Raw genomic sequence first — 20,446 nt, 5'->3', positions numbered from 1 at the left:
GCAACGGTCGAGGAACGGGGGACGGGCCGGGGGCCGGCGGGCGTCCAGGCAGGGGCGCGGGCGGCGCGGGCTGAAGATCGCCGCCTGGAGCGTCGCCGGGCTGGTGGTGCTGACCGTCGGCACGGGCGGCTACCTGTACATGCGTTACAACGGCAACATCAAGTCCGCGCCGCTGTACGCCGGTGAGAGCGGGGACGCCGGGCACGAGGTGCCGGACGAGTTCGGGCGGACCCCGATCAACGTGCTGGTGATCGGCTCCGACGGGCGCGACACCCAGGAGGACTGCGACATCGGCGGCAGCGAGTGCGGCGCCGGCGCCAACGCCGACGTCCAACTGCTGCTGCACGTCTCGGCGGACCGTTCCAACGCCACCGTGATGAGCATCCCGCGCGACCTGGTGACCGACCTGCCGGGCTGCATAGACAGCAAGAACAACACCAAGTCCAAGGCCCACCGCGAGCGGATCAACTCGACGCTGGCGTACGGCCCCGGCTGCACGGTGGCCGCCGTGCACCAGCTCACCGACATACCCATCGACCACTTCGTGAAGGTCGACTTCGTCGGTGTGATCAAGATGTCGGACGCGGTGGGCGGTGTCCCGGTGTGCGTCAGCGACAACGTCTACGACCCGTACTCGCACCTCAAGCTGACCAAGGGCAAGCACACCCTGAAGGGAATGGCGGCGCTCCAGTTCGTCCGCACCCGGCACGGGTTCGGGGACGGCGGCGACCTCGGGCGGGCGGCCGCCCAGCACGCCTTCCTCGGATCGATGATCCGTGAGCTGAAGAACGCCGGGACGCTCACCGACCCGGGCAAGGTGCTGTCGCTGGCCGATGCCGCGACCAAGGCGCTCACCGTCGACCCGGAACTCGACGGGATCACCAAGCTGGTCGGCCTGGCCAACGACCTGAACAAGGTGCCGCCGTCCCGGGTCACCTTCACCACCATGCAGACCGATCCGGACCCCAAGGACGACAACCGGCTGGTGACCGGCCCCGACGCGAAGAAGCTGTTCGCGTCGATCAAGAACGACCAGCCGCTGAGCGCCGACCCGAACGGCGCGAGCAGCGCGCCGCCCTCCTCGGCGCCGCCCGCCGAGGCCACCACCGCCCCGCCCGCGAACAGCACGCCCCGCAAGAACATCGCCGTGACGGTGCGGAACGGCAGCGGTGCCCAGCGCCGGGCCACCGAGCTGGCCCAGGCGCTGCAAGCGGCCGGGTTCTCCAAGGAGACCGCCGCGGGCACGAACCTGTCCGCCGAGCAGAGCACCGTCCGCTACCCGGCCGGGAAGGAGGGCGACGCCAAGCAGGTGGCCGCCGCGCTCGGTATGCCCGAGAGCGCCGTCCAGGCCGGCAGCGGCAGTTCGATCGAGCTGGTGATCGGCACCGACTGGAAGTCGGGCACCACCTACCCTGGCGGGCAGGGCGGTTCGAGCGCCCCCGTGGACCCGGCCGCTGCGCTCAAGGGCGCCGAGGCCAGCACCGCCGACAACGAGGACACCTGCGTCAAGGTCAGCCACGACTACACCGCCTACCTTCCCGGCCTCGGCGGCATGACCCCGATCAAGGCGTTCGACAAGAGCCCGGACATCCCGCTCTCCGCGCCCTGACGTCGCGTCAGCGCCGCCTCCGGTGGAGCAACTGGCCCGCCAGCAGCACCACCGGGGCGGCGAACGCCGCCACGTGCAGCAGCCACCAGCCCGGGCCGTAGCCGACGTGCAGGTGGGACGCGGCCTCCGGCGGCAGGGCGTGCACGAGGCGTTCGAGGTGCGTGTCCGCATCCCACAGGCCGGCGACACCCAGGCGAACGGGCAGCACCAGCGTCAGCAGGAACCCGGCGGTCCGGACTGCGGCCGGAACCCGGGGCGGGTACCAGGCGGTGGCCAGAAGGGCGATCGCCGTCGGCAGCAGCCACAGCCAGGACAGCCCCACGGCGCTGCTGTCGAAGTTCAGGCTGAGCGCCTCGAACAGGGGGGTGTGTGCCAGCTTCATCAAGGCGGCGCCGGACGGCGGCAGTTGACTGTCCGGGTGGAACGAGAACACGTTCAGCAGCAGCGCCGCACCGAGTGCGGCGAGCGCCAGCAGCGGCGGCAGCACCGTCGCCACCGAACGGCGGGCGGCCCGGGGCACCGCGGGCGGCAGCGCGTTCGGGACGGTGGCGGCGGCGGTGGCCGCAGCGGTGGGCAACACGGCCGTCGGGGCGTGCGCGCCCAAGTGCGGGGCGAGCATCGCCGCGGCGCGGGCACCGGTGAGGCGGGCGGCCGGGTCCTTCGCCAGCAGCCCGTCGATCAGCGGCGCCAGCGGACCGGCCAGCACGCACGGTGCGGGCGGCTCGAACAGGACGGCGGTGAGGGTGCCCACCGGGGTGTCGCGGCGGAACGGCAGCCGCCCCTCGACGGCCTGGTAGAGCGTCGCGCCCAGCGAGAACAGGTCGCCGGCCGGGTCGGCGGGCCCGCCCTGGGCACGCTCCGGCGCGATGTAGTCCACCGACCCGACGAACATGCCGGAGGCGGTCAGCGCGGTCTGCTCCTGCTGGACGGCGATCCCGAAGTCGGCGAGCAGCACCCGGCCGTCGTCCGCCAGCAGGATGTTGGCCGGTTTGACGTCCCGGTGGACGATCCCGGCGCGGTGCGCGGCGTCCAGCGCGGCCAGTACGGCGGACGCCACCCGGGCCGCCTCCGGGACGGGCAGCGGGCCGCCCTCCGCGATCCGCTCGTGCAGCGACCGTCCGACGATCAGCTGCATCACCGTCCACGGCGCGCCGCCGTCCAGCACCACGTCGTGCACCCCGACCACGTGCGGATGGTCGCGCAGCCGGGCCGCGTGCCGGGCCTCGCGCTGCGCCCGCTCCAGCAGTTCGGCGTGCTCGGCGGCCGTCCCGGTCGGGGGCAGCCGCACCTCCTTGACGGCGACGTCCACCCGCAGCGTCTCGTCGTGCGCCAGCCATACGCTGCCGAACCCGCCCGCGCCGAGCGCCCGCACCAGCCGGTACCGGCCGCCGACCAGCCGACCCTCCGTCATCCCGCCCCCGTTCCTCGCCGCTGCCCGGCAGTCTCGCAGAACTCCCGCTCCGGCCAAGGGTGTTCGGTGGCCGAAAAGTTTTCGTCGAAACCGCCGAACCGGGCCCCGGCGAGATGGCAATAGAGGGTGGAAGCGCCGGAGGAGCCGGCGCGAAGGAGAACCCATGCGCAGCACCGACCAGGTAATGGTGACCGGCCGGCGGGGGGCGGGCCGGTGACGGCGGTACTCGGCACGGACACGCCCCTGCGGGAAGGAGTCGACGACGACGCGGCGGTCATCGGGGCGTCGCTCGCCGAACCCGACCGGTTCGGCGAGATATACGACCGGCACGCCGTCGCGGTGCACCACTACCTGGCCCGGCGGATCGGGGCCTCGGTGGCCGACGACCTCACCTCCGAGACCTTCCTGTCGGCGTTCCGGATCCGCGGCCGCTACGACCGGGACCGGTCCGACGCCAGGCCCTGGCTGTACGGAATCGCCACCAACCTGCTGCACCGCCACCAGCGCACCGAACGCTCCGGCTACCGGGCGCTGGCCCGCAGCGGCGTCGACCCGCTCGACACCGGCGACCACGCCGACACGGTGGCCGCCAGAGTGACGGCCGGCGCCCGGGCCCAGGAGATCGCCGGCGTACTGGCCCGGCTGACGGCGAAGGAACGCGACGTCCTGCTGCTGTTCGCCTGGGCCGAGCTGAGCTACCAGGAGATCGCCGAGGCCCTGCGGATCCCGGACGGCACGGTCCGTTCGCGCCTCAACCGCGCCCGCCGACGGCTGCACACCGCACTCGACCGACCCACCCACTGACAGAGGAGTTCTTGTGGACGAGATCACCGGGCTCGCCGAATTCCGAGCCGACACCGCACCGATGACCACTCACGCCCGTCTCCGCGGCCGTCGGCAGCTGGAGGACGCCATCGCCGGAACGCCCGCAGCACGACGGGGCCGACGGCTGACCACGCGCCGAGTGCTGGTCGCCGTGGCCCTGACGACGGCGCTCACCGCGGGCTTGGTCAGCACCCAGATCGCCGGACCGGGTGCGACCGAATCCAGCGCCCATGCGGTCTCGGTGCTGAACCTCGCGGCCGACGCGCTCGCCGCCGACAAGACCCCGGCACCGCGGCCGGACCAGTTCGTATACCTGGATTCCATCCACACCACCAGCGACCCGAACGCCATCACCACCGTCCAGCGCTGGCTCTCCGTCGACGGATCGAAGCCCGGCCTGGTCCGGTGGTCCGGCCCCGGGCTCACCGACGCCTCCGCCGTGGAACGCCCGTCCGGCGGGCTCACCGACGGCTCTGCCGTGGAACGCCCGTCCGGCGGGCTCACCGACGGCTCTGCCGTGGAACGCCCGTCCGGCGGGGACATCGACGCCGACCTCGTGAAACGCTCGTCCGGCGGGCTCTCCTCCCAGGACTCCGTCGTGGAACCCCAGCAGGCAAGCCCCAGCCTCTACGCGGACCCTCCCTACGACAAGCTGGCCAAACTGCCGACCGACCCCGACGCGTTGCTGGAGATCCTCTACGCGGACCCGTTCGTGCACTGGATGACGGACGCCAAGAACATGACCCGCGAGGTCGCGGTCTGGACGATCCTGCGCTCTCTCATGGGGGGCCCCTGCCCCGCCCCGCAAAAGGCCGCGCTGTTCCGGGCCGCCGCGAAGATCCCGAACATCTCCTACCACGAGGAGGCCACCGACGCCCTCGGCCGGACCGGCGAGGCGGTGTCCCTGCTCGACCCCAAGGTGGGCATCGTCCAGCTCATCCTGGACCGGAAAACCCACGCTTTCCTCGGCGAACGCATCCTCGGCCGCCCCGGAGAGGGCCACGACGGCACGGTCGCGTTCAACAGCGCGGTGCGGAAGATCGCGTTGGTCGACGCGGTGGGGCAGCTGCCGTCCTGACCGGGCGCGCCGCCTGTGGCGCGCCGTATTGCAGTGCAATACGCTGGTGGAATGAAGACCATCACGCAGCGAGAACTCGCCGCCCGGTCCAAGGCCGTGCTGGACGATGTGGAAGCCGGCGAGACCTACCACATCACCCGGAACGGCACGGAGATCGCCGAGGTACGTCCGCTGGGGACGCGTCGCCGTTTCGTGCCGGTCGACGAGCTCCAGCGCAAGTGGCGTGGTGCCTCGGTGATCGACGCGGAACGGATGCGTGCGGAAGCGGACGAGTTCTTCGGCGACGAGGACCGGATCGGTGACGAGCCGCAGGGGCGGGAATGAGCGGCCGCCGACTGCGGGGGATGCTGGACACCTGCGTGGTGATCGACCTCCCCTCGATCGACCCTGGTTCGCTGCCGCTGGAGGCCGCCGTCTCCACCGTGGTGCTCGCGGAGCTCGCCCAAGGGGTGGCCGTAGCGGGCGATCCGGTCGAGATGATGGCCCGCGCGCAGCGGTTGGCGGATGCCGAGGCGGAGTTCGCGGCACTGCCGTTCGACCGGGAGGCGGCCCGCCGGTTCGGCACGCTGGTCGCGCTCACTGTCAAGGCGAACCGTAACCCGCGGCCGCGCCGGATGGACCTGATGATCGCGGCCACCGCCGCCGCCCACGGGCTGCCGCTCTACACCCGCAACGCGGACGACTTCCGGGGGCTGGAGACCGGAGTGGAGATCATCCCGGTCTGACGCCCCTGACCGGACGCGGTGTCACGGGCTCTCCGTGGCACCGCGTTCGGCGTGCCGGGCCGGCTGCCGTTTCGGGCGCAGGTTCAGAGCCCGACGACCAGGACGCGGGGGCCGCAGAGCAGGGTGAGGTCCTCCGGGTCCGAGGTGAGGACGGTGACCGGGCCGGGTGCCGAGCGCGCGATCACAGCGAATGCGGCGTCGATCGCGTACTTGTGGCCGTGCAGCCGGTGTTCGCGAAGCAGCGCCGCCGCCTGGCTGCCGATCTCGCGGGTGACGTCGTGGACGTCGATGCGGGAGAGGGCCCAGCGGATCCGGGCCGGATGGGCGCGGGCGTGGTCCGCCTCGATCACGGTCATCGCGGTGGTGCCGACCCGCACACCCTCCGCGGCGGCGGCTTGGAGGAAGGCGGCGACCTGTCGGTCGTTCAGGTAGAGGCGGGACAGGCCCTCGCTGTCCAGGAGGAGGGTGCCGGGCATCAGGCGGCGGCGTCGCCGGTCGCAGCGGGCCGGTCGTGGCGCAGCAGCGCGCGGGCGGCGTCGATCTCCTCGGGGGTGAGTGGTTCGTTGTCCGCCTCGAAGCCGGCGACGATCTCGCGGAGCTTGTCCATCGCCACGCGGTGCTCCAGTGCCTCGGCGACGTAGGCCGAGAAGCCGCCCGGGCCTACCTGGCTGCGGATGCTCTCCGCAAGGTCCTCGGGCAGGCTGACCGAATACTTCTTGCTACCGCTCATGCTCCCGATCCTACCGGTGGTGGCAAGAGGCTGTGTGGAGTGCTGCGGGTCCCGGGATAGGGGTCCGATAGCCGGGTCGGTTCGGGGCGATAGGGGTGGCCGGGAGAGTAGTGCTCACAAGAGGCGAACCTCCGCCGAATCGTGAGGACTCGGATGATGATCGATTACCAGAACCGTACGGCGTCGAGGGGGACGGCGTCCCCCCTGGCGGCTGAACTGTCCAGTGTGGTCAAGCGGTTCACCAACGCCAAGGGCGAGGTGTTCACCGCCGTCAACGGGCTGGATCTGCGGATTCGGCGGGGCGAGGTGGTGGCGTTCCTCGGGCCGAACGGCGCGGGCAAGACCACTTCGATCGACATGCTGCTGGGGCTGACCCGGCCGGACGAGGGCGAGGTGCGGCTGTTCGGGGTGAGTCCCGAGCAGGCGGTGCGGGCGGGGCGGGTGGCGGCGGTGCTGCAGTCCGGCGGTCTGCTGCCGGACCTGACGGTCGAGGCGACCGTGCACATGCTGGCGTCGCTGCACCCGGGGGCCGACCCGGAGCGGTGCATGGCGCGGGCGAACATCACCGAGCTGCGGGCCCGCCGGGTGGCGGCCTGTTCGGGGGGTGAGCAGCAGCGGCTGCGTTTCGCGCTGGCGCTGCTGTCCAAGCCGGACTTCCTGGTGCTGGACGAGCCGACGGCCGGCATGGACGTGGTGGCGCGGCGGGACTTCTGGGCGGCTGTCCGGGAGGACGCGGCGCGCGGCATGACGGTCATGTTCGCCACCCACTACATGGAGGAGGCGGACCAGTTCGCCGACCGGGTGGTCATGATCAACAAGGGTGCGGTGGTGGCCGACGGCTCGGCCTCCTCGATCCGCGCCGCGACCAGCGGCCGCACCGTCTCGGCGGTGCTCAGCCCGTACGAGGCCGGCGTGGTGTCCCGGACGCCGGGCGTGCGTTCCAGTGCCGTCCGCGGCGAGCGCACCTACTTCACCTGCACCGACTCGGACGCGCTGCTGCGGGTTCTGGTCGGTGAGACGCAGGCGCGGGACATCGAGGTGGCGCCGCGCAGCCTGGAGGAGGCCTTCATGGCCATCACCGAGAACGCCGGCCGCGCCGACAGCGCCGCGAACGCGGACCGCGCCGCCAACGCCCAGAAGGAGAACGTCTGATGGCCGCCGTCACGGCGCCCGCCGCCGCCCGCACCTCGGTGTTCAACGGGGTCAACCCGACCTTCGTCCGCTACGAGCTGCGCCGCCGGTTCAACCGGCAGACCACGATCTTCACGGTGCTGCTGCCCGCGGTGCTGTACCTGGCCCTGTTCCGCACCGGCCCGTCCGGTGGCGCCACCCTGCCGCACGGCAACTTCGCCGCCTGGATGATGATCGGTCAGGCGGTGTACGGCGCGGCCACCGCCGCGGTCAGTTCGGCCGCCACCATCTCGGTGGAGAAGTCGGTCGGCTGGATGCGGACGATCGCGATGAGTCCGCTCACCCCGCCCGGCTATCTGCTGGTCAAGGTGCTCTGCTCGGTGCTGATGGCCGGTGTGCCGGTCGCCATCGTGGGAGTGCTGGGCGCGCTGACGGGGGCCGAGGCCGACGCCAACGTGTGGGTGGTCTCGCTGCTGGTGGCCTGGGTCGGGGCCGCGGTGTTTGCCGCGCTCGGCATCGGCATGGGCCTGGCGCTGAAGCCCGACGTGGTGATGCACATGCCGGGCCTGACCATGACCGCCCTGGCCTTCCTGGGCAACCTGTTCATCCCGCTCAGCGGCGTGATGCTGGAGATCTCCCGCTACACCCCGATGTACGGGGTGGCGACGCTGGCCCGGTACCCGCTGAACGACGGCTTCTCGTTCCACGGGGAGCACTCCAGCGTGGCCGGCGCGGTGTTCAACCTGCTGGCCTGGTTCGCCGGCTTCTCGTTCCTGGCGATCCGCCGCTTCCGCAAGTCCACCGGCCGCCCGTAAGCACGCGGCACCCCGCCGGGCGCTGATGCGCCGGGCGCAGGCCCCACTCGAAAGGAGGTTCGAACAAATGTTCGCATTCATTGCGCCGGGTCAGGGCTCCCAGACCCCGGGCATGCTGGCCGCCTGGCTGCGCGACCCGGCCACCGCCGAGCGGGTGCGGGCCTGGTCGGAGGCCGCCGACCTGGACCTGGTCCAGCTCGGCACCAAGGCCCCGGCCGCCGAGATCGCCCGCACCGAGAACACCCAGCCGCTGCTGGTCGCCGCCGGACTGCTCGCCCACCACGTACTGGCCGGTGCCGTCCGGCCGGGCGGGGCGGTGGCGGCCGGCCACTCGGTCGGCGAACTCACCGCCGCGGTGTACGCCGGGGTGCTGGAGCCCGCCGACGCGGTGCGGCTGGCCGCGATCCGCGGCCGGGCGATGGCCGCGGCCTGCGCCGAGGCACCCACCTCGATGGCCGCCGTGATCGGCGGCGAGCAGGACGAAGTCCTGGCACGGACAGCGGAGTTGGGCCTGACTCCGGCGACCTTCAACGGACCCGGCCAGATCGTCGCGGCCGGTCTCGAAGAGGCGCTGGGACAGCTGGCCGCCGCCCCGCCCGCCGGGGCCACCGTCAAGCGGCTCAGCGTGGCCGGCGCCTTCCACACCCCGTTCATGGAGTCGGCCCGGCAGACCTTCGAGGCCGCCGCCGAGGCGGTGCCGTTCGCCGCGCCGACGCAGCTGCTGCTGTCGAACGCGGACGGCGCGGCCGTCGAGGACCCGGCGGAGATCCGCCGCCGACTGGTCCAGCAGGTGGTCAGCCCGGTCCGCTGGGACCTCTGCCTGGACCGGCTGGGCGAACTGGCCCCGGAGGCGACGTTCTCGCTGCCGCCCGCCAAGACGCTCGCCAACCTGCTCAAGCGCCACCACCCGCAGCTGGAGGTGGTCTCCGTGAACACCGCCCGGGACGTCACCCGGGCCCAGGAGCGGCTCACCGCCGCCGGGATCAGCGAGGGAGTGGCCGTCCATGCCGGTGTCTGACCTGCTCGACTACCCGCTCGCGGAGCGGGCCGACCACCCCGCCGTCACCGACGCCGACGGCACCCTGAACTACCGTCAGCTCGGCACCGCCGTGGACCGCGCGGTCGGCTGGCTGCGCGGCCAGGGCGTCACCGCCGGCGACCGGGTGGTGTACACCGGCGGCAACGACCGCTCGTTCCTGGCCCTGTTCTGGGCCACCCTGCGGATCGGGGCGATCTTCGTCCCGGTCCACCCGGAGCTGACGGACCAGCAGATCGACCACATCGTGGCCGACTCCGAGGCCGCGCTGGCCATCTGCCGCCCGGCGGCCGGCGCCCGCGCCGCCCGCACCGTCGAGGTCGAGGAGGCCTGGCAGCAGGTCCTCGCCACCGCCGAGGACGGCTTCCGCGCCGACTTCGACGACGACCAGGTGGCGATGCTGATCTACACCTCCGGCACCACCGGCCGCCCGAAGGGCGTGGTCTGCCCGCACCGCCAGATGCTCGCCGCCCTCGACGCCATCAACGCCTGCCTGGGCTACCGGCAGGACGACGTGGTGCTGTGCCGGCTGCCGCTCTCCTTCGACTACGGCCTCTACCAGGCCCTGCTGTCCGCGCTGGTCGGCGGCACCCTGGTGCTGGCCCGCCGCAGCGAGGACGTCGGACTGCTCCGGCTGATCGAGCGCACCGGCGTCACCGTCGTCCCGCTGGTGCCCTCGCTGGCCCAGATGCTCCACCTGCTGCAGAGCAAGCTGCACCGGCCCACCAAGGTGCGGCTGTTCACCAACACCGGCGCCCGCCCCGGCCGGGCCGTGATGGCGGACCTGCTGGAGGTCTTCCCCGGCTCCGAGTTCGCCTCGATGTACGGCATGACCGAGTGCAAGCGGATCTCCATCCTCGACCCGGCCGAGTACGCCGAGCACCCCGACTCGGTCGGCCCGCCGATCCCCGGCGACAAGGTCCGGATCGTCGCCGCCGACGGCAGCGGGCTCGGCCCCGGCGAGACCGGCGAGATCGTGGTCTGGGGACCGACCGTGATGGCCGGCTACTGGCGGATCCCGCTGGAAGCACAGAACCGTTTCATCCGCCGCCCGGACGGCACGCTGGAGCTGCACACCGGCGACCGCGGCCGGCTCGACGAGGACGGACGGCTGTACTTCGTCGGCCGCGACGACGACGTCATCAAGCGCCGCGGCATGCGGATCGCCCTCACCGAGATCGAGGACGCCGCCGAACGCCTCCCCGGCGTCACCGCCGCCGTCGCGCTGCGCCCCGAGACCGAGGACGCGCCGCTGCTGCTGGCCGTGCACGGCACCCTCCCGCCGGAGCAGGTCCGGGCCGCGCTGGTCGGCCGGCTCGACCCCAGCCGGATGCCCGACCGGGTCGTCGCGCTGGACACCGTCCCGCTGACCGCCAACGGCAAGCCGGACCGGGCCGCCGCCAAGCGCCTGGTCGACGCGGCCGCTGCCGAAGCGGCCGAGGCAGAGCAGTACCGAATCCACCAGTCCGTCACCGCATCCCCGAGGGGCAGCCATGAACCAGTCGCAGTTTGACCAGCTCGTCGAGCGGATCTGCTCCGTGCAGGTCACCGACTCCGAGACCCCGCTCGTCGACCTGGGCGTGGACTCGCTGCACACCATCGCCCTGGTGATGGCCGTCGAGGAGGAGTTCGGCATCGAGGTCGACCCCGACGCCCTCGCCGACCCGGCGCTGGCCTCCCCGGCCGGACTGTTCCGCTACGTGCAGGCCTGGGCCGCCGACGCCGCCCCGGCCCGAGTCTGAGGACCGACAGCCATGTGGACCGACACCAGACCCGCGGCAGAAATGCCCCGGCTGTTCGAACGGGGCGGGGACGTCATCTCCCTGGCCGGCGGACTGCCCGACCTGGACGTGCTCCCGCTGGGGGACATCTCCCAGCAGCTCGCCCGGCTCGTCCGGCTCGGCGGCAAGCTCGCCCTGCAGTACACCACCCCGCACGTCGCCAAGGCCCTCGTGCCCGCCGTCTCCGACCTGATGGCCCGTGAGGACGGCCACGCCAGCGCCGAGAACCTGATCCCGACCAGCGGCTCCCAGATGGGCCTCACCGCCGTCGCCCTCGCCCTCGGCGCCCCCGGCGAGACCATCCTGGTGCAGACCCCCGCCTACCCCGGCGCCACCGCGGCCTTCCGCACCGCCGGCCTCGAACTGCACGCCGCAGGCGAGGACGCCGAAGGCCTCTGCCCGCAGCAACTGCGCAGCACCGTCCGGGAGTTGCGCGAGGCCGGCCGCACCGTCCGGCTGCTGTACGTCAACCCGACCTTCCAGAACCCGACCGGCGCCACCCTCTCCGTCCCGCGCCGCGCCGCCATCCTCACCGCCTGCCGCGAACTCGACCTGCTGCTGATCGAGGACAACCCGTACGGCCTGCTCGGCTTCGACGGCACCACCACCACGCTGTTCCAGGCCCTCGACCCGCAGCAGGTGGTCTACCTCGGCACCTTCTCCAAGATCTTCGCCCCCGGCCTGCGCTCCGGCTGGATCGCCGCCCCCGAGCACCTGCGCTACGACCTCGCCCGGGTCGCCGAGATCATCTCGCTCTCCCCGTCCGCGCTCGCCCAGGGCACGCTGGCCGCCTACTACTCCCGCAACGGCTGGACCGAGCTGATCGACCGCTACCGGGACAGCTACCGCGAACGCTGCACCCAGATGGCCGACGCGCTCGACGCCGAACTCGGCACCGACAGCCCGTGGACCTGGCAGCGCCCCGGCGGCGGCTTCTACCTCTGGCTGCGCCACCGCGACGGCGCCGACGCCACCCGCTACGCGCAGGCCGCCGCCGCGCACGGCATCTCCTTCGTCCCCGGCGGCCACTTCTCCATCGACGGCGAACACAACGACGGCATCCGGCTGTGCTTCAGCAACGTGCCGCGCAAGAAGATCGCCGAAGGCATCGCCCGGCTCGCCGCCGCGCTCACCGAAACCCCCGCCGCAGCAGCCGAGTTGGCGGAGGTGTCGGGATGACCGCCCCCGCCGTCGAGGCCGCCCGCGCCGTGGACTGGGCGGACTTCGCCCCGCTCCACCCGCTGGCCGGCTCCGACTGGCAGGTCTGGGGCGTCGGACTGCTCCGCAACGCCGGCTTCCCGGTCTCCGGCCTCGACCTGATCGGCGGCATCTCCGCCCCGGCCGCCGCCGCCCGGCTCGCCGCCGGCGAGGGCACCGCCGAGGAGTTCGACACCGCCTACCGCGCCGACGTGGACGCCGAGGCCGCCCGCCTCGCCGCCCTCGCCACCGACCCCAAGCTCCGCCTGGCCATCGCCTGGCAGAACCGCACCGTCTTCCGCATCCTCGACTCGCTCGCCGCCCCCGGCGGCAAGGAGACCAAGCGCCGCCAGCGCGAACGCACCCTCGCCATGTACTGGCTGCGCTACTGCGCCAAGGCCGAGACCATCGGCTTCTTCGGCCCCGGCGCCTGGATCGGCGTCGGCCGCACCCAGGAAGCCATCGGCATCGACCACGGCCCCGCCCTGGTCGCCGCCGCCCGCACCTCGCTGGAACGCTGGACGGTCGCCGCGATCGCCGACTGGATGGCCGAACAGCCCGGCGCCCGCTGGTGGTTCCCGCCGGTGCTGCGCCCCGACGTCCACCTCGACGGCGAGCAGCTGGTGCTCGCCAACCGCAAGACCGTCCGGCTGCGCCCCGAGGACGCGCAGGTGCTGCGGCTCGCCGACGGCGACCGCAGCGCCGAGCAGATCACCGACCTGCTGATCGCCGACCACGGCTGGGACGCCGCGAGCGCCCGCGGAGCCGTCGACAAGGTGCTGAACCGGCTGCTGCGGCAGCGGGTGCTCGGCTGGGACGCCAACATCCCGGTCGACGTCCGCGCCGAGGAGGTGCTGCGCCGCCGCGTCTCGGCGATCGGCGACCCCGAGATGTTCGTCCGCTACGACGCGGTGCTCGCCGAACTCGCCCGCCACAAGGGCGAGATCGACCGGGCCGGGAGCGCCGAGCAGCTGGTCGAGGCACTGGACGCGCTGGACGCGTACTTCGTGGAGACCACCGGCCAGGCCGCCTCCCGCGAGGAGGGCAAGGCGTACGCCGGCCGCACCCTGGTCTACCAGGACACCCTGCGGGACTGCCGGATGGAGCTCGGCCGGGACTTCCTGGACGGCATCGCCCGCCCGCTCGCCCTGGTCGCCGACGCCGCCGACTGGTTCGGCAACCGGCTCGCCGAACTGGTCGAGACCGAGGTGGTCGCGCTGGTCCGCAAGGCCGCCGAACGGCAGCGCCCCGGCACCGCCGTCACGCTGGCCGACGTCTGGCCGCAGACCCTGGCGCTGTTCTGGGGCGAGCACAACCACCCCGTCCAGCAGGCCGTCCGGGAGCTGGCGCTGAAGTGGCGCGAGGTCATCGGCGAGGTGCCGGACGGCGCCACCCGGGTCGACCTGAGTGTCGACCAGATCATCGACTCGGCGAAAAAGGTGTTCGCCACCGGCGAGGTCCGCTCCCCGCACCTCGCCGTGCACAGCCCCGACCTGCAGGTCGTCGCCCGCTCGGTGGACGCCGTCAACGCCGGCCGACACCTGGTGGTGCTCGGCGAGTTGCACGCCTGCCTGGCCACCCTCGACCTGCCGTTCCTGGACTGGACGGCCGACACCGGCTCGCTGCGCGACAAGGTCAACCGGGCGATCGGCGGCGAGCGGCTGGTGCCGCTGCTGCCGGTCGGCTGGAAGCGCAACAGCGGCCGCATGGTGCCCGCCCCGATCGGCGCGGGCGACCGGCTGATCGGCTTCACCCGCGCCCCCTTCGACCAGCGCGAGCGGATCGAACCCGCCGTGGCCATCACCCTCACCGAGCACGACGGCACGATCACCGCGACCACCATCGACGGCCGCACCCGGACGCTCTCCGAACTGCTCGCGGTACTGATCTCGATCATCGCCTGCGACGCGTTCAAGATCGGCCTGGACCGCCCGCACGCCCCCCGGGTCACCCTCGACGACCTGGTGCTGTTTCGGGAGACCTGGCGGCTGCCCGCCACCGGCGTGGCCCTCGCGCCCAAGGCCGACCGGATGCGCGACTACCTGACGGTGCGCCGCTGGGTCACCGACAACGCGCTGCCCGACCGGGCCTTCGTCAAGTTCCCCGAGGAGACGAAGCCCTCCCTGGTCGACTTCACCAGCCCGACGCTGGTGCTCTCCTTCGCCAACCTCGTCCGCCGGGCGGTGCAGTCGGACCCCGACGCCAGGGTGACCGTCAGCGAACCGCTGCCGGCCCCCGAGGAGTCCTGGCTGCCCGACGCCGACGGTGAGCAGTACGTCAGTGAGCTTCGGCTCCAGATCAGCCGAAAGGTGCCGGAATGACCGTGCTCGTCCCCGACGGCGCCGAACTGCGGGTCCGCCCGCACCGTCCGTCGGACCCCGACATCGTCTCCACGATCGGCGGCACGCCGCTGGTGGCGCTGGACCGACTCTTCGCCACCGACCGCTTCCAGGTGTACGCCAAGTGCGAGCGGTTCAACCCCGGCGGCTCCATCAAGGACCGCGCCGCCAAGTCGATGGTCGAACAGGCCATCGCCACCGGCCGGATCGTGCCCGGGGTCTCCACCGTGGTGGAGTCCTCCTCCGGGAACCTGGGCATCGCGCTCGCCCAGCTCTGCAACTTCTACCGGCTCGGCCTGATCATCGTGGTCGACCCGCGCACCACCCCGCAGAACCTCGCCATCATGCGGGCCTACGGCGCCCGGGTGGAGGTGGTCGAGCACCGCGACCCCGCCACCGGCGAGTTCCTGCCCGCCCGGATCGCCCGGGTCAAGCACCTGCTGGACACCGTCCCCGACTCCTGGTGGCCCAACCAGTACGCCAACGAGGACAACTCGCGCGCTCACCGCACCACCATGCGGGAGATCTTCGAGGCCCTCCCCGAGGCCCCCGACTACCTGTTCCTGGCGGCCGGCACCACCGGCACGCTGCGAGGCTGCGCCGAGTTCATCCAGGACCAGGGACTGCCCACCCGGGTGGTCGCGGTGGACGCCGTGGGCAGTGTGATCTTCGGCCCGCCGGAGCCCTGGGAGTCCTCGCACAGGCGCACCATCCCCGGCCACGGCGCGGCGGTCGTCCCCCAGCTGCTCCGCCCCGGCCTTGCCGACCGGGTGGTCAAGGTGACCGACTCCGAGTGCATCCGCGGCTGCCGCCGCCTGCTCGCCGAGGAGTCGATCCTGGCCGGCGGCTCGTCCGGCGCGGTGATCGCCGCCCTGATGCAGGCCGAGTCCTGGATCGAACCCGGCAGCACCTGCGTCGCCGTGCTCCCGGACGGCGGCGACCGCTACCTCGACACCATCTACGACGACCAGTGGGTGGAGTCCTACCTCCGGCAGTACCTGCCGCCGACCGACCAAGAAAGGGGCCAGGCATGAGGATCCTCGGCCGGGAGGACGTCCGGGCCGCGCTCGCGGACCTCGACTCCACCGTCATCGACCTGGTGCGCAACGCCTACGTGCTGCACAGCCAGGGCAAGTCCGACCTCCCGTTCTCCACCTTCCTGCGCCCGCTGCACCGCTCCGACTCGCGGATCATCGCGCTGCCCGCCTACCTCGGCGGACCGGCCCCGGTGATGGGCCTGAAGTGGATCTCGTCCTTCCCGGAGAACGTCAAGCGGGGTATGCAGCGCGCCAGTTCGCTGTGCATCCTGAACGACCTGGAGTCCGGCTACCCGCTCGCCCTGATGGAGGGCAGCCAGATCTCCGCGGTCCGCACCGCGGCCGGTGCGGCGCTCGCCTCCGGGCTGCTGAACGCGGACCGCGAGGTCCGCACGGTCGGCCTGGTCGGCTGCGGCACCATCAACAACCAGGTGGTGCACTTCCTCACCCAGGTGCACGACGGGCTGGAGACCGTCCTGCTGCAGGACGCCTTCCCGGAGCGGGCCAAGGTGTTCGCCGCGGAGCTCGCCGCCGAGTACCCGGACGTCGAGTTCAGGGCGGCGACGCTCGGTCAGGTGCTGACCGCCGACACGGTCTCGATCGCCACCACCGACTCCTCGTATTGGCTGGACCTGGCCGACCACCCGAACCGCCCCGACGGGCAGGTCATCCTGCACCTGTCGCTGCGCGACCTGTCGGTCGCCTCGGTGCTGGGCGCGGTCAACGTCACCGACGACGCGGACCACGCGATCCGCGAGCAGACCTCGCTGCACAAGGCGGAGCAGCAGGTGGGCCACCGCCGGTTCGTCACCGCCGAGATCGGCGCGCTGCTCGACGGCACCGCCGAACTGCCCGCCGCCCGCACCGTGGTGTTCGCCCCGTTCGGCCTCGGCGTGCTGGACCTGGCCGTCGCCGAGGCGGTGCTGAACCACGCCGAGCGGCACGGTCTGGGCACCGAGGTCGACGGCTTCGACCCGGGCAGCCACAAGGTCACCTCCAACCTCGCCGGGAGCACGGCATGAGTCAGCTGTTCACCGAAGGCACCAGGGCCGTCGTCACCGGGGCCTCCCGGGGCATCGGCGCGGCGATCGCGCTGCACCTGGCCGAGCACGGCTGCGACGTCGCGCTCAACTACCGCTCCAGCGCCGGCAAGGCCGAGCAGCTGGCGGAGAAGATCGAGGGCCTCGGCCGCAAGGCGCTGCTGGTGCGGGCCGACGTGTCCGACGAGGCGCAGGTCACCGCGATGTACAAGGAGATCCGCACCGCCTGGGGCGGCGTGGACGTCGCGGTCCTCAACTCGGGCATCACCGCCGACGGTCACCTCGCGGCGATGAGCGCCGCCAAGTGGCAGGAGGTGATCTCCACCAACCTGACGGGCGCGTTCCTGACGGCCCGTGAGGCCACCAAGCAGATGTACGCGAGCGGCGGGTCGATCGTCTTCATCGCCTCCACCTCGGGCATCGCCGGCCGGGTCGGCCAGGCCAACTACGCCGCCTCCAAGGGCGGGGTGATCGCGATGGCGAAGACCCTGGCCTACGAGGGCGCCCCCAAGGGCATCCGGGTCAACGTGGTGGCGCCGGGCTTCATCGACACCGACATGGTGAAGAAGGTGCCGCGGGCCCAGCTGAAGGAGGCCGCGGCGGCGATCCCGCTGGGCCGGATGGGCACCCCGGAGGAGGTCGCGCAGGCGGCGGTCTTCCTGGCCAGCCCGGCGGCCTCGTACATCACCGCCAAGGTGCTCACGGTCGACGGCGGGATGCTCTACAGCTGACCCGCCCTCCTCTGAAATCGAACTGACGTTCCATCAACCCTCCCCAACGGAAAGGCAGCACCATGTCCACCGCCACCTTCGAGGACGTCCGGACCCAGGCCGAGCAGCGCCTGGAGAAGAACCTCAAGATCAAGTCGATGATCATCGACCGCCTGGGCCTGGACGCCGAGGCCGAGGTCGTCTCCGACAACCAGCCGCTGTTCGGCCGCGGCCTGGAGATGGACTCGCTGGACACCCTCGAGATCGTCGTCATGATCAACAACGAGTACGACGTGCTGATCAGCGACGACGACTTCGAGGCCTTCGGCTCCATCAACGCCCTGGTCGACTTCATCGAAGCCCGCGAGGTCTGACCATGGCCACCGCCGTCGCACCCACCCGGCCGGTCGCCAAGGAGAAGCCGAGCAAGGGCTTCGCCTACTCCTCCGACGACATCAAGCGGATGCTCCCGCACCGCTGGCCGATGCTGATGATCGACCGCGCCTACGACGTGGTCCCCGGCGTCTCCGGACGCGGCATCAAGAGCGTCTCGGTGAACGAGCCGTTCTTCGCCGGCCACTACCCCGACCACTCGATCATGCCCGGCGTGATGATCGTCGAGGCGATGGCCCAGCTGGTGGCCGTGGTCTACGTCGCCGAACTGCTGGAGTCTCCGGCCCCCGCCGAGGGAGATCCGTCGGCCAGCGTCGGCTACCTCGGCTCGATCAGCTCGATGAAGTTCTCCCGGCTGGTCGTCCCCGGCGACCAGCTCACCCTGGAGGCCAAGCTCGGCCAGAAGCTCGGCGGCCTGCGCTCCGTCTCCGTCCGCGCCACCGTCGGCACCGAACTCGCCGCCGCCGGCTCGTTGATCGTCACCACCGAACGCAAGGGCTGACCTGCCCTCAGGGAGCAGACAAGGAGGTGTGGAATGTCCATCACGATCCGCCCGTACCAGGAGGGCGACGCGCATGACATCGCCGAGCTCTACAACCGTCACCGCGACAACCCCAACCCGGTGGCGGGCGGAATCACCGGCGGCGAACTGGAACGCGAACTCGCCGAGCGCGACACCGCGACGTTCCTGATCGCCGTCGACGACGACCGGGTGGTGGGCACCTTCGGGCTGTTCCACAGCACCGGACGCCGCTCCGCCCGGGCCGGCGAACTCATCGCCGACATGTTCTTCGTCGCCCCGGCCTACCGCAACGGCGTCATCACCGGACGGCTGTTCACCGAAGCCGTCGAATGGATGATGCGCTGCGGCTGCCTGGTGCTCCGACTGACCGTCAACCCGGCCAACACCGTCGCCTTCAAGCTCTACCGGCGGGTCGGCTGCGTGTCGGTCGGCGAGACCGTCCCCGGCGAGGACGGCAACGTCGAGTTGCACAACTACATCCCGCTGATCCTGCGCAGCGTCTTCCACGACCTCGACCCCGAGGCGCTGGCCGCACTCGGCCAGCTCAGCAGCTTCGGCAACGTCGCCGGCGGCCGCGACGACGAACTCCGGTCCGACGTAAGGGTGGTGGACGGAATCCGCACCGTCGCCTACGCTCTGGCCCTCGGCGAGTTCAAGCTCACCGCCACCATCGACGTGGACCGCGGCCTGATGCTGGAAGCGGCCCTCACCACCCCCGAGGGCGCCACCCGGCCGCTGAAGATCGCCGAACCGCCGTACGAGGTCCGGATCCAGCAGCCGGCCGAGCCGCACCGCTTCGGCGACAGCGGCCTCACCGTCGAGCTGGACGCCGCCGAAGGCACCCTCACCGTGCACGCCGAGGGCCACCACGGGCCGGTGTTCGTCTCCACCTGGCCCAGCGCCGAGGCCGACCGCTCGGCCGGCTGGCGCGAAGGCCAGGCCCGCGACCTGGAGATCCACCCCGTCGAGCACGGCGTGCAGGTCCGCGAGACCACCGGCGGCAACCAGGTCACCGGCACCCTCACGCTCCACCAGGGCGTGCTGGACCAGCAGTTCACGTACACCACCCGGCCCGGCCGGATCTTCCAGACCGTCGGACTCCGCCAGGGCGACTTCACCCTGACCGGCCCCGACACCGACGCCGCCCAGCACCTGATCGGCACCGGCATCGGCGTCCGCGACACCTCCGAGGTGGTCGCGGCCGCGCAGACCGCACCCGCCGGATCCACCCTCGACTGGACCGACGGCAGCACCCGGATCACCCTCCCGGCCGGCCGCCCGGTCCGGCTGATCCACACCACCCTGGTCGAACGCCACCTGGAGCCCGACGCCGACGGCACCGCCCGGCTGCGCACCGAACTCCGCACCGGCGCCGACCACGACACCACCCCCCGTAGCACCGCAACGGCCGAACCCGCCACCGGCGAACGGAAGTTGACCGTCAAGGCGAACGCCGGCGGCATCACCTCCTGGACCGAGAACGGCAAGAAGGTGCTGCGCAGCCCCGCCCCCCGCACCCGCGCCTTCGGCTGCAACCCGCGCTGGAGCGCAGGCGCCTGGGTCACCCTGGAGCACCACCGGCACAGCCTCGCCACCGGCCTCGGCTGGGGCGTCCCGACCGTCCGCGAGTGGGAGCAGAAGCACCCGCTCGGCCTGGCCGCCCCGCAGGAGCGGATCAGCTGGGAGGTCACCGCCCCCGAGCAGGCCGCCGAGCCGGTCCGGATCGACATCCACGCCCCCGGCGCGGACGAGGAGACGGTGCTCTGGCTCACCCCGGACACCCCGGCCGGCACCCCCGTGGTGCTGCACTCCGCCGGACAGCGCCACGAGCTCGACTCCACCGCCTTCCGACAGGTCTGGGCCTCCGCCGCGGCGATCCGCCTCACCAGCGGCCACTGGCTGCACCTCGCACCCGCCGCCGGCGGGCCCGGAGCGCCGGAAATCGTCCTGCGCACCACCTCCTCCGGACTGCTGATCGGCTGCGCGACGGCCGCCACCGAGGCCGCCTGGCAGCTGTCCGTCCACCCCGCACCCGCGATCTGACACCCGTCGAAAACCCTCGAAAG

Annotated in this window: 21 protein-coding genes; 18 read left to right on the top strand and 3 right to left on the bottom strand. The window is 72.2% G+C overall.

All coding sequences use genetic code 11. The annotated features are described in order from the left end of the window. Positions 1-103 precede the first annotated feature (103 nt). Complete coding sequence (locus ACFYST_RS30465) at positions 104-1,609, top strand: LCP family protein (protein WP_387866967.1); 1,506 nt, start codon at positions 104-106, stop codon at positions 1,607-1,609. A gap of 7 nt (positions 1,610-1,616) precedes the next feature. On the opposite strand, the gene ACFYST_RS30460 is transcribed toward ACFYST_RS30465, so the two are convergent. Beyond that, positions 1,617-3,020, bottom strand: a complete 1,404-nt coding sequence (locus ACFYST_RS30460; protein WP_387866965.1) for a serine/threonine-protein kinase — start codon at positions 3,018-3,020, stop codon at positions 1,617-1,619. 213 nt (positions 3,021-3,233) lie between these two features. On the opposite strand from ACFYST_RS30460, the gene ACFYST_RS30455 reads away from it, so the two are divergent. The 4 genes from ACFYST_RS30455 to ACFYST_RS30440 are packed head-to-tail and all read left to right on the top strand — an operon-like array spanning position 3,234 to position 5,648. Further along, entirely contained in the window at positions 3,234-3,824 is a 591-nt protein-coding gene (locus ACFYST_RS30455) for an RNA polymerase sigma factor (protein WP_387866962.1), read from the top strand. A 13-nt stretch (positions 3,825-3,837) separates the two neighbouring features. Further along, the gene (locus ACFYST_RS30450; RefSeq protein WP_387866960.1) at positions 3,838-4,923 is read left to right on the top strand and encodes a CU044_5270 family protein; all 1,086 of its coding nucleotides are present in this window, start codon (positions 3,838-3,840) and stop codon (positions 4,921-4,923) included. Between the two features lie 51 nt (positions 4,924-4,974). Further along, complete coding sequence (locus tag ACFYST_RS30445; RefSeq protein WP_387640504.1) at positions 4,975-5,247, top strand: type II toxin-antitoxin system Phd/YefM family antitoxin; 273 nt, start codon at positions 4,975-4,977, stop codon at positions 5,245-5,247. Beyond that, positions 5,244-5,648, top strand: a complete 405-nt coding sequence (locus ACFYST_RS30440; protein ID WP_387640506.1) for a type II toxin-antitoxin system VapC family toxin — start codon at positions 5,244-5,246, stop codon at positions 5,646-5,648. Before ACFYST_RS30445 ends, ACFYST_RS30440 begins: the two co-directional genes overlap by 4 nt. An 83-nt stretch (positions 5,649-5,731) precedes the next feature. Here the strand turns inward: ACFYST_RS30440 and ACFYST_RS30435 are convergent, their stop codons facing one another. After that, positions 5,732-6,124 (bottom strand): DNA-binding protein, encoded by a 393-nt coding sequence (locus tag ACFYST_RS30435; protein WP_387640509.1) that lies wholly within the window; start codon positions 6,122-6,124, stop codon positions 5,732-5,734. After that, complete coding sequence (locus ACFYST_RS30430; RefSeq protein WP_387866957.1) at positions 6,124-6,378, bottom strand: hypothetical protein; 255 nt, start codon at positions 6,376-6,378, stop codon at positions 6,124-6,126. The genes ACFYST_RS30435 and ACFYST_RS30430 overlap by 1 nt, the downstream gene beginning before the upstream one ends. Before the next feature lie 156 nt (positions 6,379-6,534). On the opposite strand from ACFYST_RS30430, the gene ACFYST_RS30425 reads away from it, so the two are divergent. The 13 genes from ACFYST_RS30425 (at position 6,535) to ACFYST_RS30365 (ending at position 20,423) form a co-directional block, all read left to right on the top strand. After that, positions 6,535-7,530 (top strand): ABC transporter ATP-binding protein, encoded by a 996-nt coding sequence (locus ACFYST_RS30425; protein WP_387866955.1) that lies wholly within the window; start codon positions 6,535-6,537, stop codon positions 7,528-7,530. Further along, a complete protein-coding gene (locus ACFYST_RS30420) occupies positions 7,530-8,324 on the top strand; it encodes an ABC transporter permease (RefSeq protein ID WP_387640515.1) in 795 nt (264 codons plus the stop codon). The genes ACFYST_RS30425 and ACFYST_RS30420 overlap by 1 nt, the downstream gene beginning before the upstream one ends. A gap of 67 nt (positions 8,325-8,391) precedes the next feature. Beyond that, positions 8,392-9,342: an ACP S-malonyltransferase gene (locus ACFYST_RS30415; protein WP_387640518.1), complete on the top strand. Its 951-nt coding sequence runs from the start codon at positions 8,392-8,394 to the stop codon at positions 9,340-9,342. Then, positions 9,329-10,873, top strand: a complete 1,545-nt coding sequence (locus ACFYST_RS30410) for a class I adenylate-forming enzyme family protein (protein ID WP_387866952.1) — start codon at positions 9,329-9,331, stop codon at positions 10,871-10,873. The genes ACFYST_RS30415 and ACFYST_RS30410 overlap by 14 nt, the downstream gene beginning before the upstream one ends. After that, positions 10,854-11,102 (top strand): acyl carrier protein, encoded by a 249-nt coding sequence (locus ACFYST_RS30405; protein WP_035864761.1) that lies wholly within the window; start codon positions 10,854-10,856, stop codon positions 11,100-11,102. The genes ACFYST_RS30410 and ACFYST_RS30405 overlap by 20 nt, the downstream gene beginning before the upstream one ends. Positions 11,103-11,114: 12 nt before the next feature. Then, entirely contained in the window at positions 11,115-12,320 is a 1,206-nt protein-coding gene (locus tag ACFYST_RS30400; RefSeq protein ID WP_387866950.1) for a PLP-dependent aminotransferase family protein, read from the top strand. After that, positions 12,317-14,659 (top strand): lantibiotic dehydratase, encoded by a 2,343-nt coding sequence (locus ACFYST_RS30395; protein ID WP_387866948.1) that lies wholly within the window; start codon positions 12,317-12,319, stop codon positions 14,657-14,659. The genes ACFYST_RS30400 and ACFYST_RS30395 overlap by 4 nt, the downstream gene beginning before the upstream one ends. Beyond that, the gene (gene sbnA, locus ACFYST_RS30390; protein ID WP_387866945.1) at positions 14,656-15,711 is read left to right on the top strand and encodes a 2,3-diaminopropionate biosynthesis protein SbnA; all 1,056 of its coding nucleotides are present in this window, start codon (positions 14,656-14,658) and stop codon (positions 15,709-15,711) included. Before ACFYST_RS30395 ends, sbnA begins: the two co-directional genes overlap by 4 nt. Next, positions 15,708-16,736, top strand: coding sequence for a 2,3-diaminopropionate biosynthesis protein SbnB (gene sbnB, locus ACFYST_RS30385; RefSeq protein WP_387866942.1), 1,029 nt, complete (start codon positions 15,708-15,710; stop codon positions 16,734-16,736). The genes sbnA and sbnB overlap by 4 nt, the downstream gene beginning before the upstream one ends. Further along, positions 16,733-17,485, top strand: coding sequence for a 3-oxoacyl-ACP reductase FabG (fabG, locus tag ACFYST_RS30380; protein WP_387640534.1), 753 nt, complete (start codon positions 16,733-16,735; stop codon positions 17,483-17,485). The genes sbnB and fabG overlap by 4 nt, the downstream gene beginning before the upstream one ends. A 62-nt stretch (positions 17,486-17,547) precedes the next feature. Continuing rightward, positions 17,548-17,838 carry an acyl carrier protein gene (locus tag ACFYST_RS30375; protein WP_035864774.1) on the top strand — a complete coding sequence of 97 codons (291 nt, stop codon included), beginning with the start codon at positions 17,548-17,550 and terminating at the stop codon, positions 17,836-17,838. A 2-nt stretch (positions 17,839-17,840) separates the two neighbouring features. Beyond that, on the top strand, positions 17,841-18,359 hold the full coding sequence (gene fabZ, locus ACFYST_RS30370; protein WP_387640537.1) for a 3-hydroxyacyl-ACP dehydratase FabZ: 519 nt from the start codon (positions 17,841-17,843) through the stop codon (positions 18,357-18,359). Between the two features lie 33 nt (positions 18,360-18,392). Further along, positions 18,393-20,423 carry a GNAT family N-acetyltransferase gene (locus ACFYST_RS30365; protein WP_387866939.1) on the top strand — a complete coding sequence of 677 codons (2,031 nt, stop codon included), beginning with the start codon at positions 18,393-18,395 and terminating at the stop codon, positions 20,421-20,423. The last annotated feature ends 23 nt before the right edge of the window (positions 20,424-20,446 follow it).

The sequence above is a fragment of the Kitasatospora sp. NPDC004614 genome, assembly GCF_042873675.1.
Taxonomy (GTDB): Bacteria; Actinomycetota; Actinomycetes; order Streptomycetales; family Streptomycetaceae; genus Kitasatospora.
This window is presented reverse-complemented; position numbering and strand designations above follow the sequence as displayed.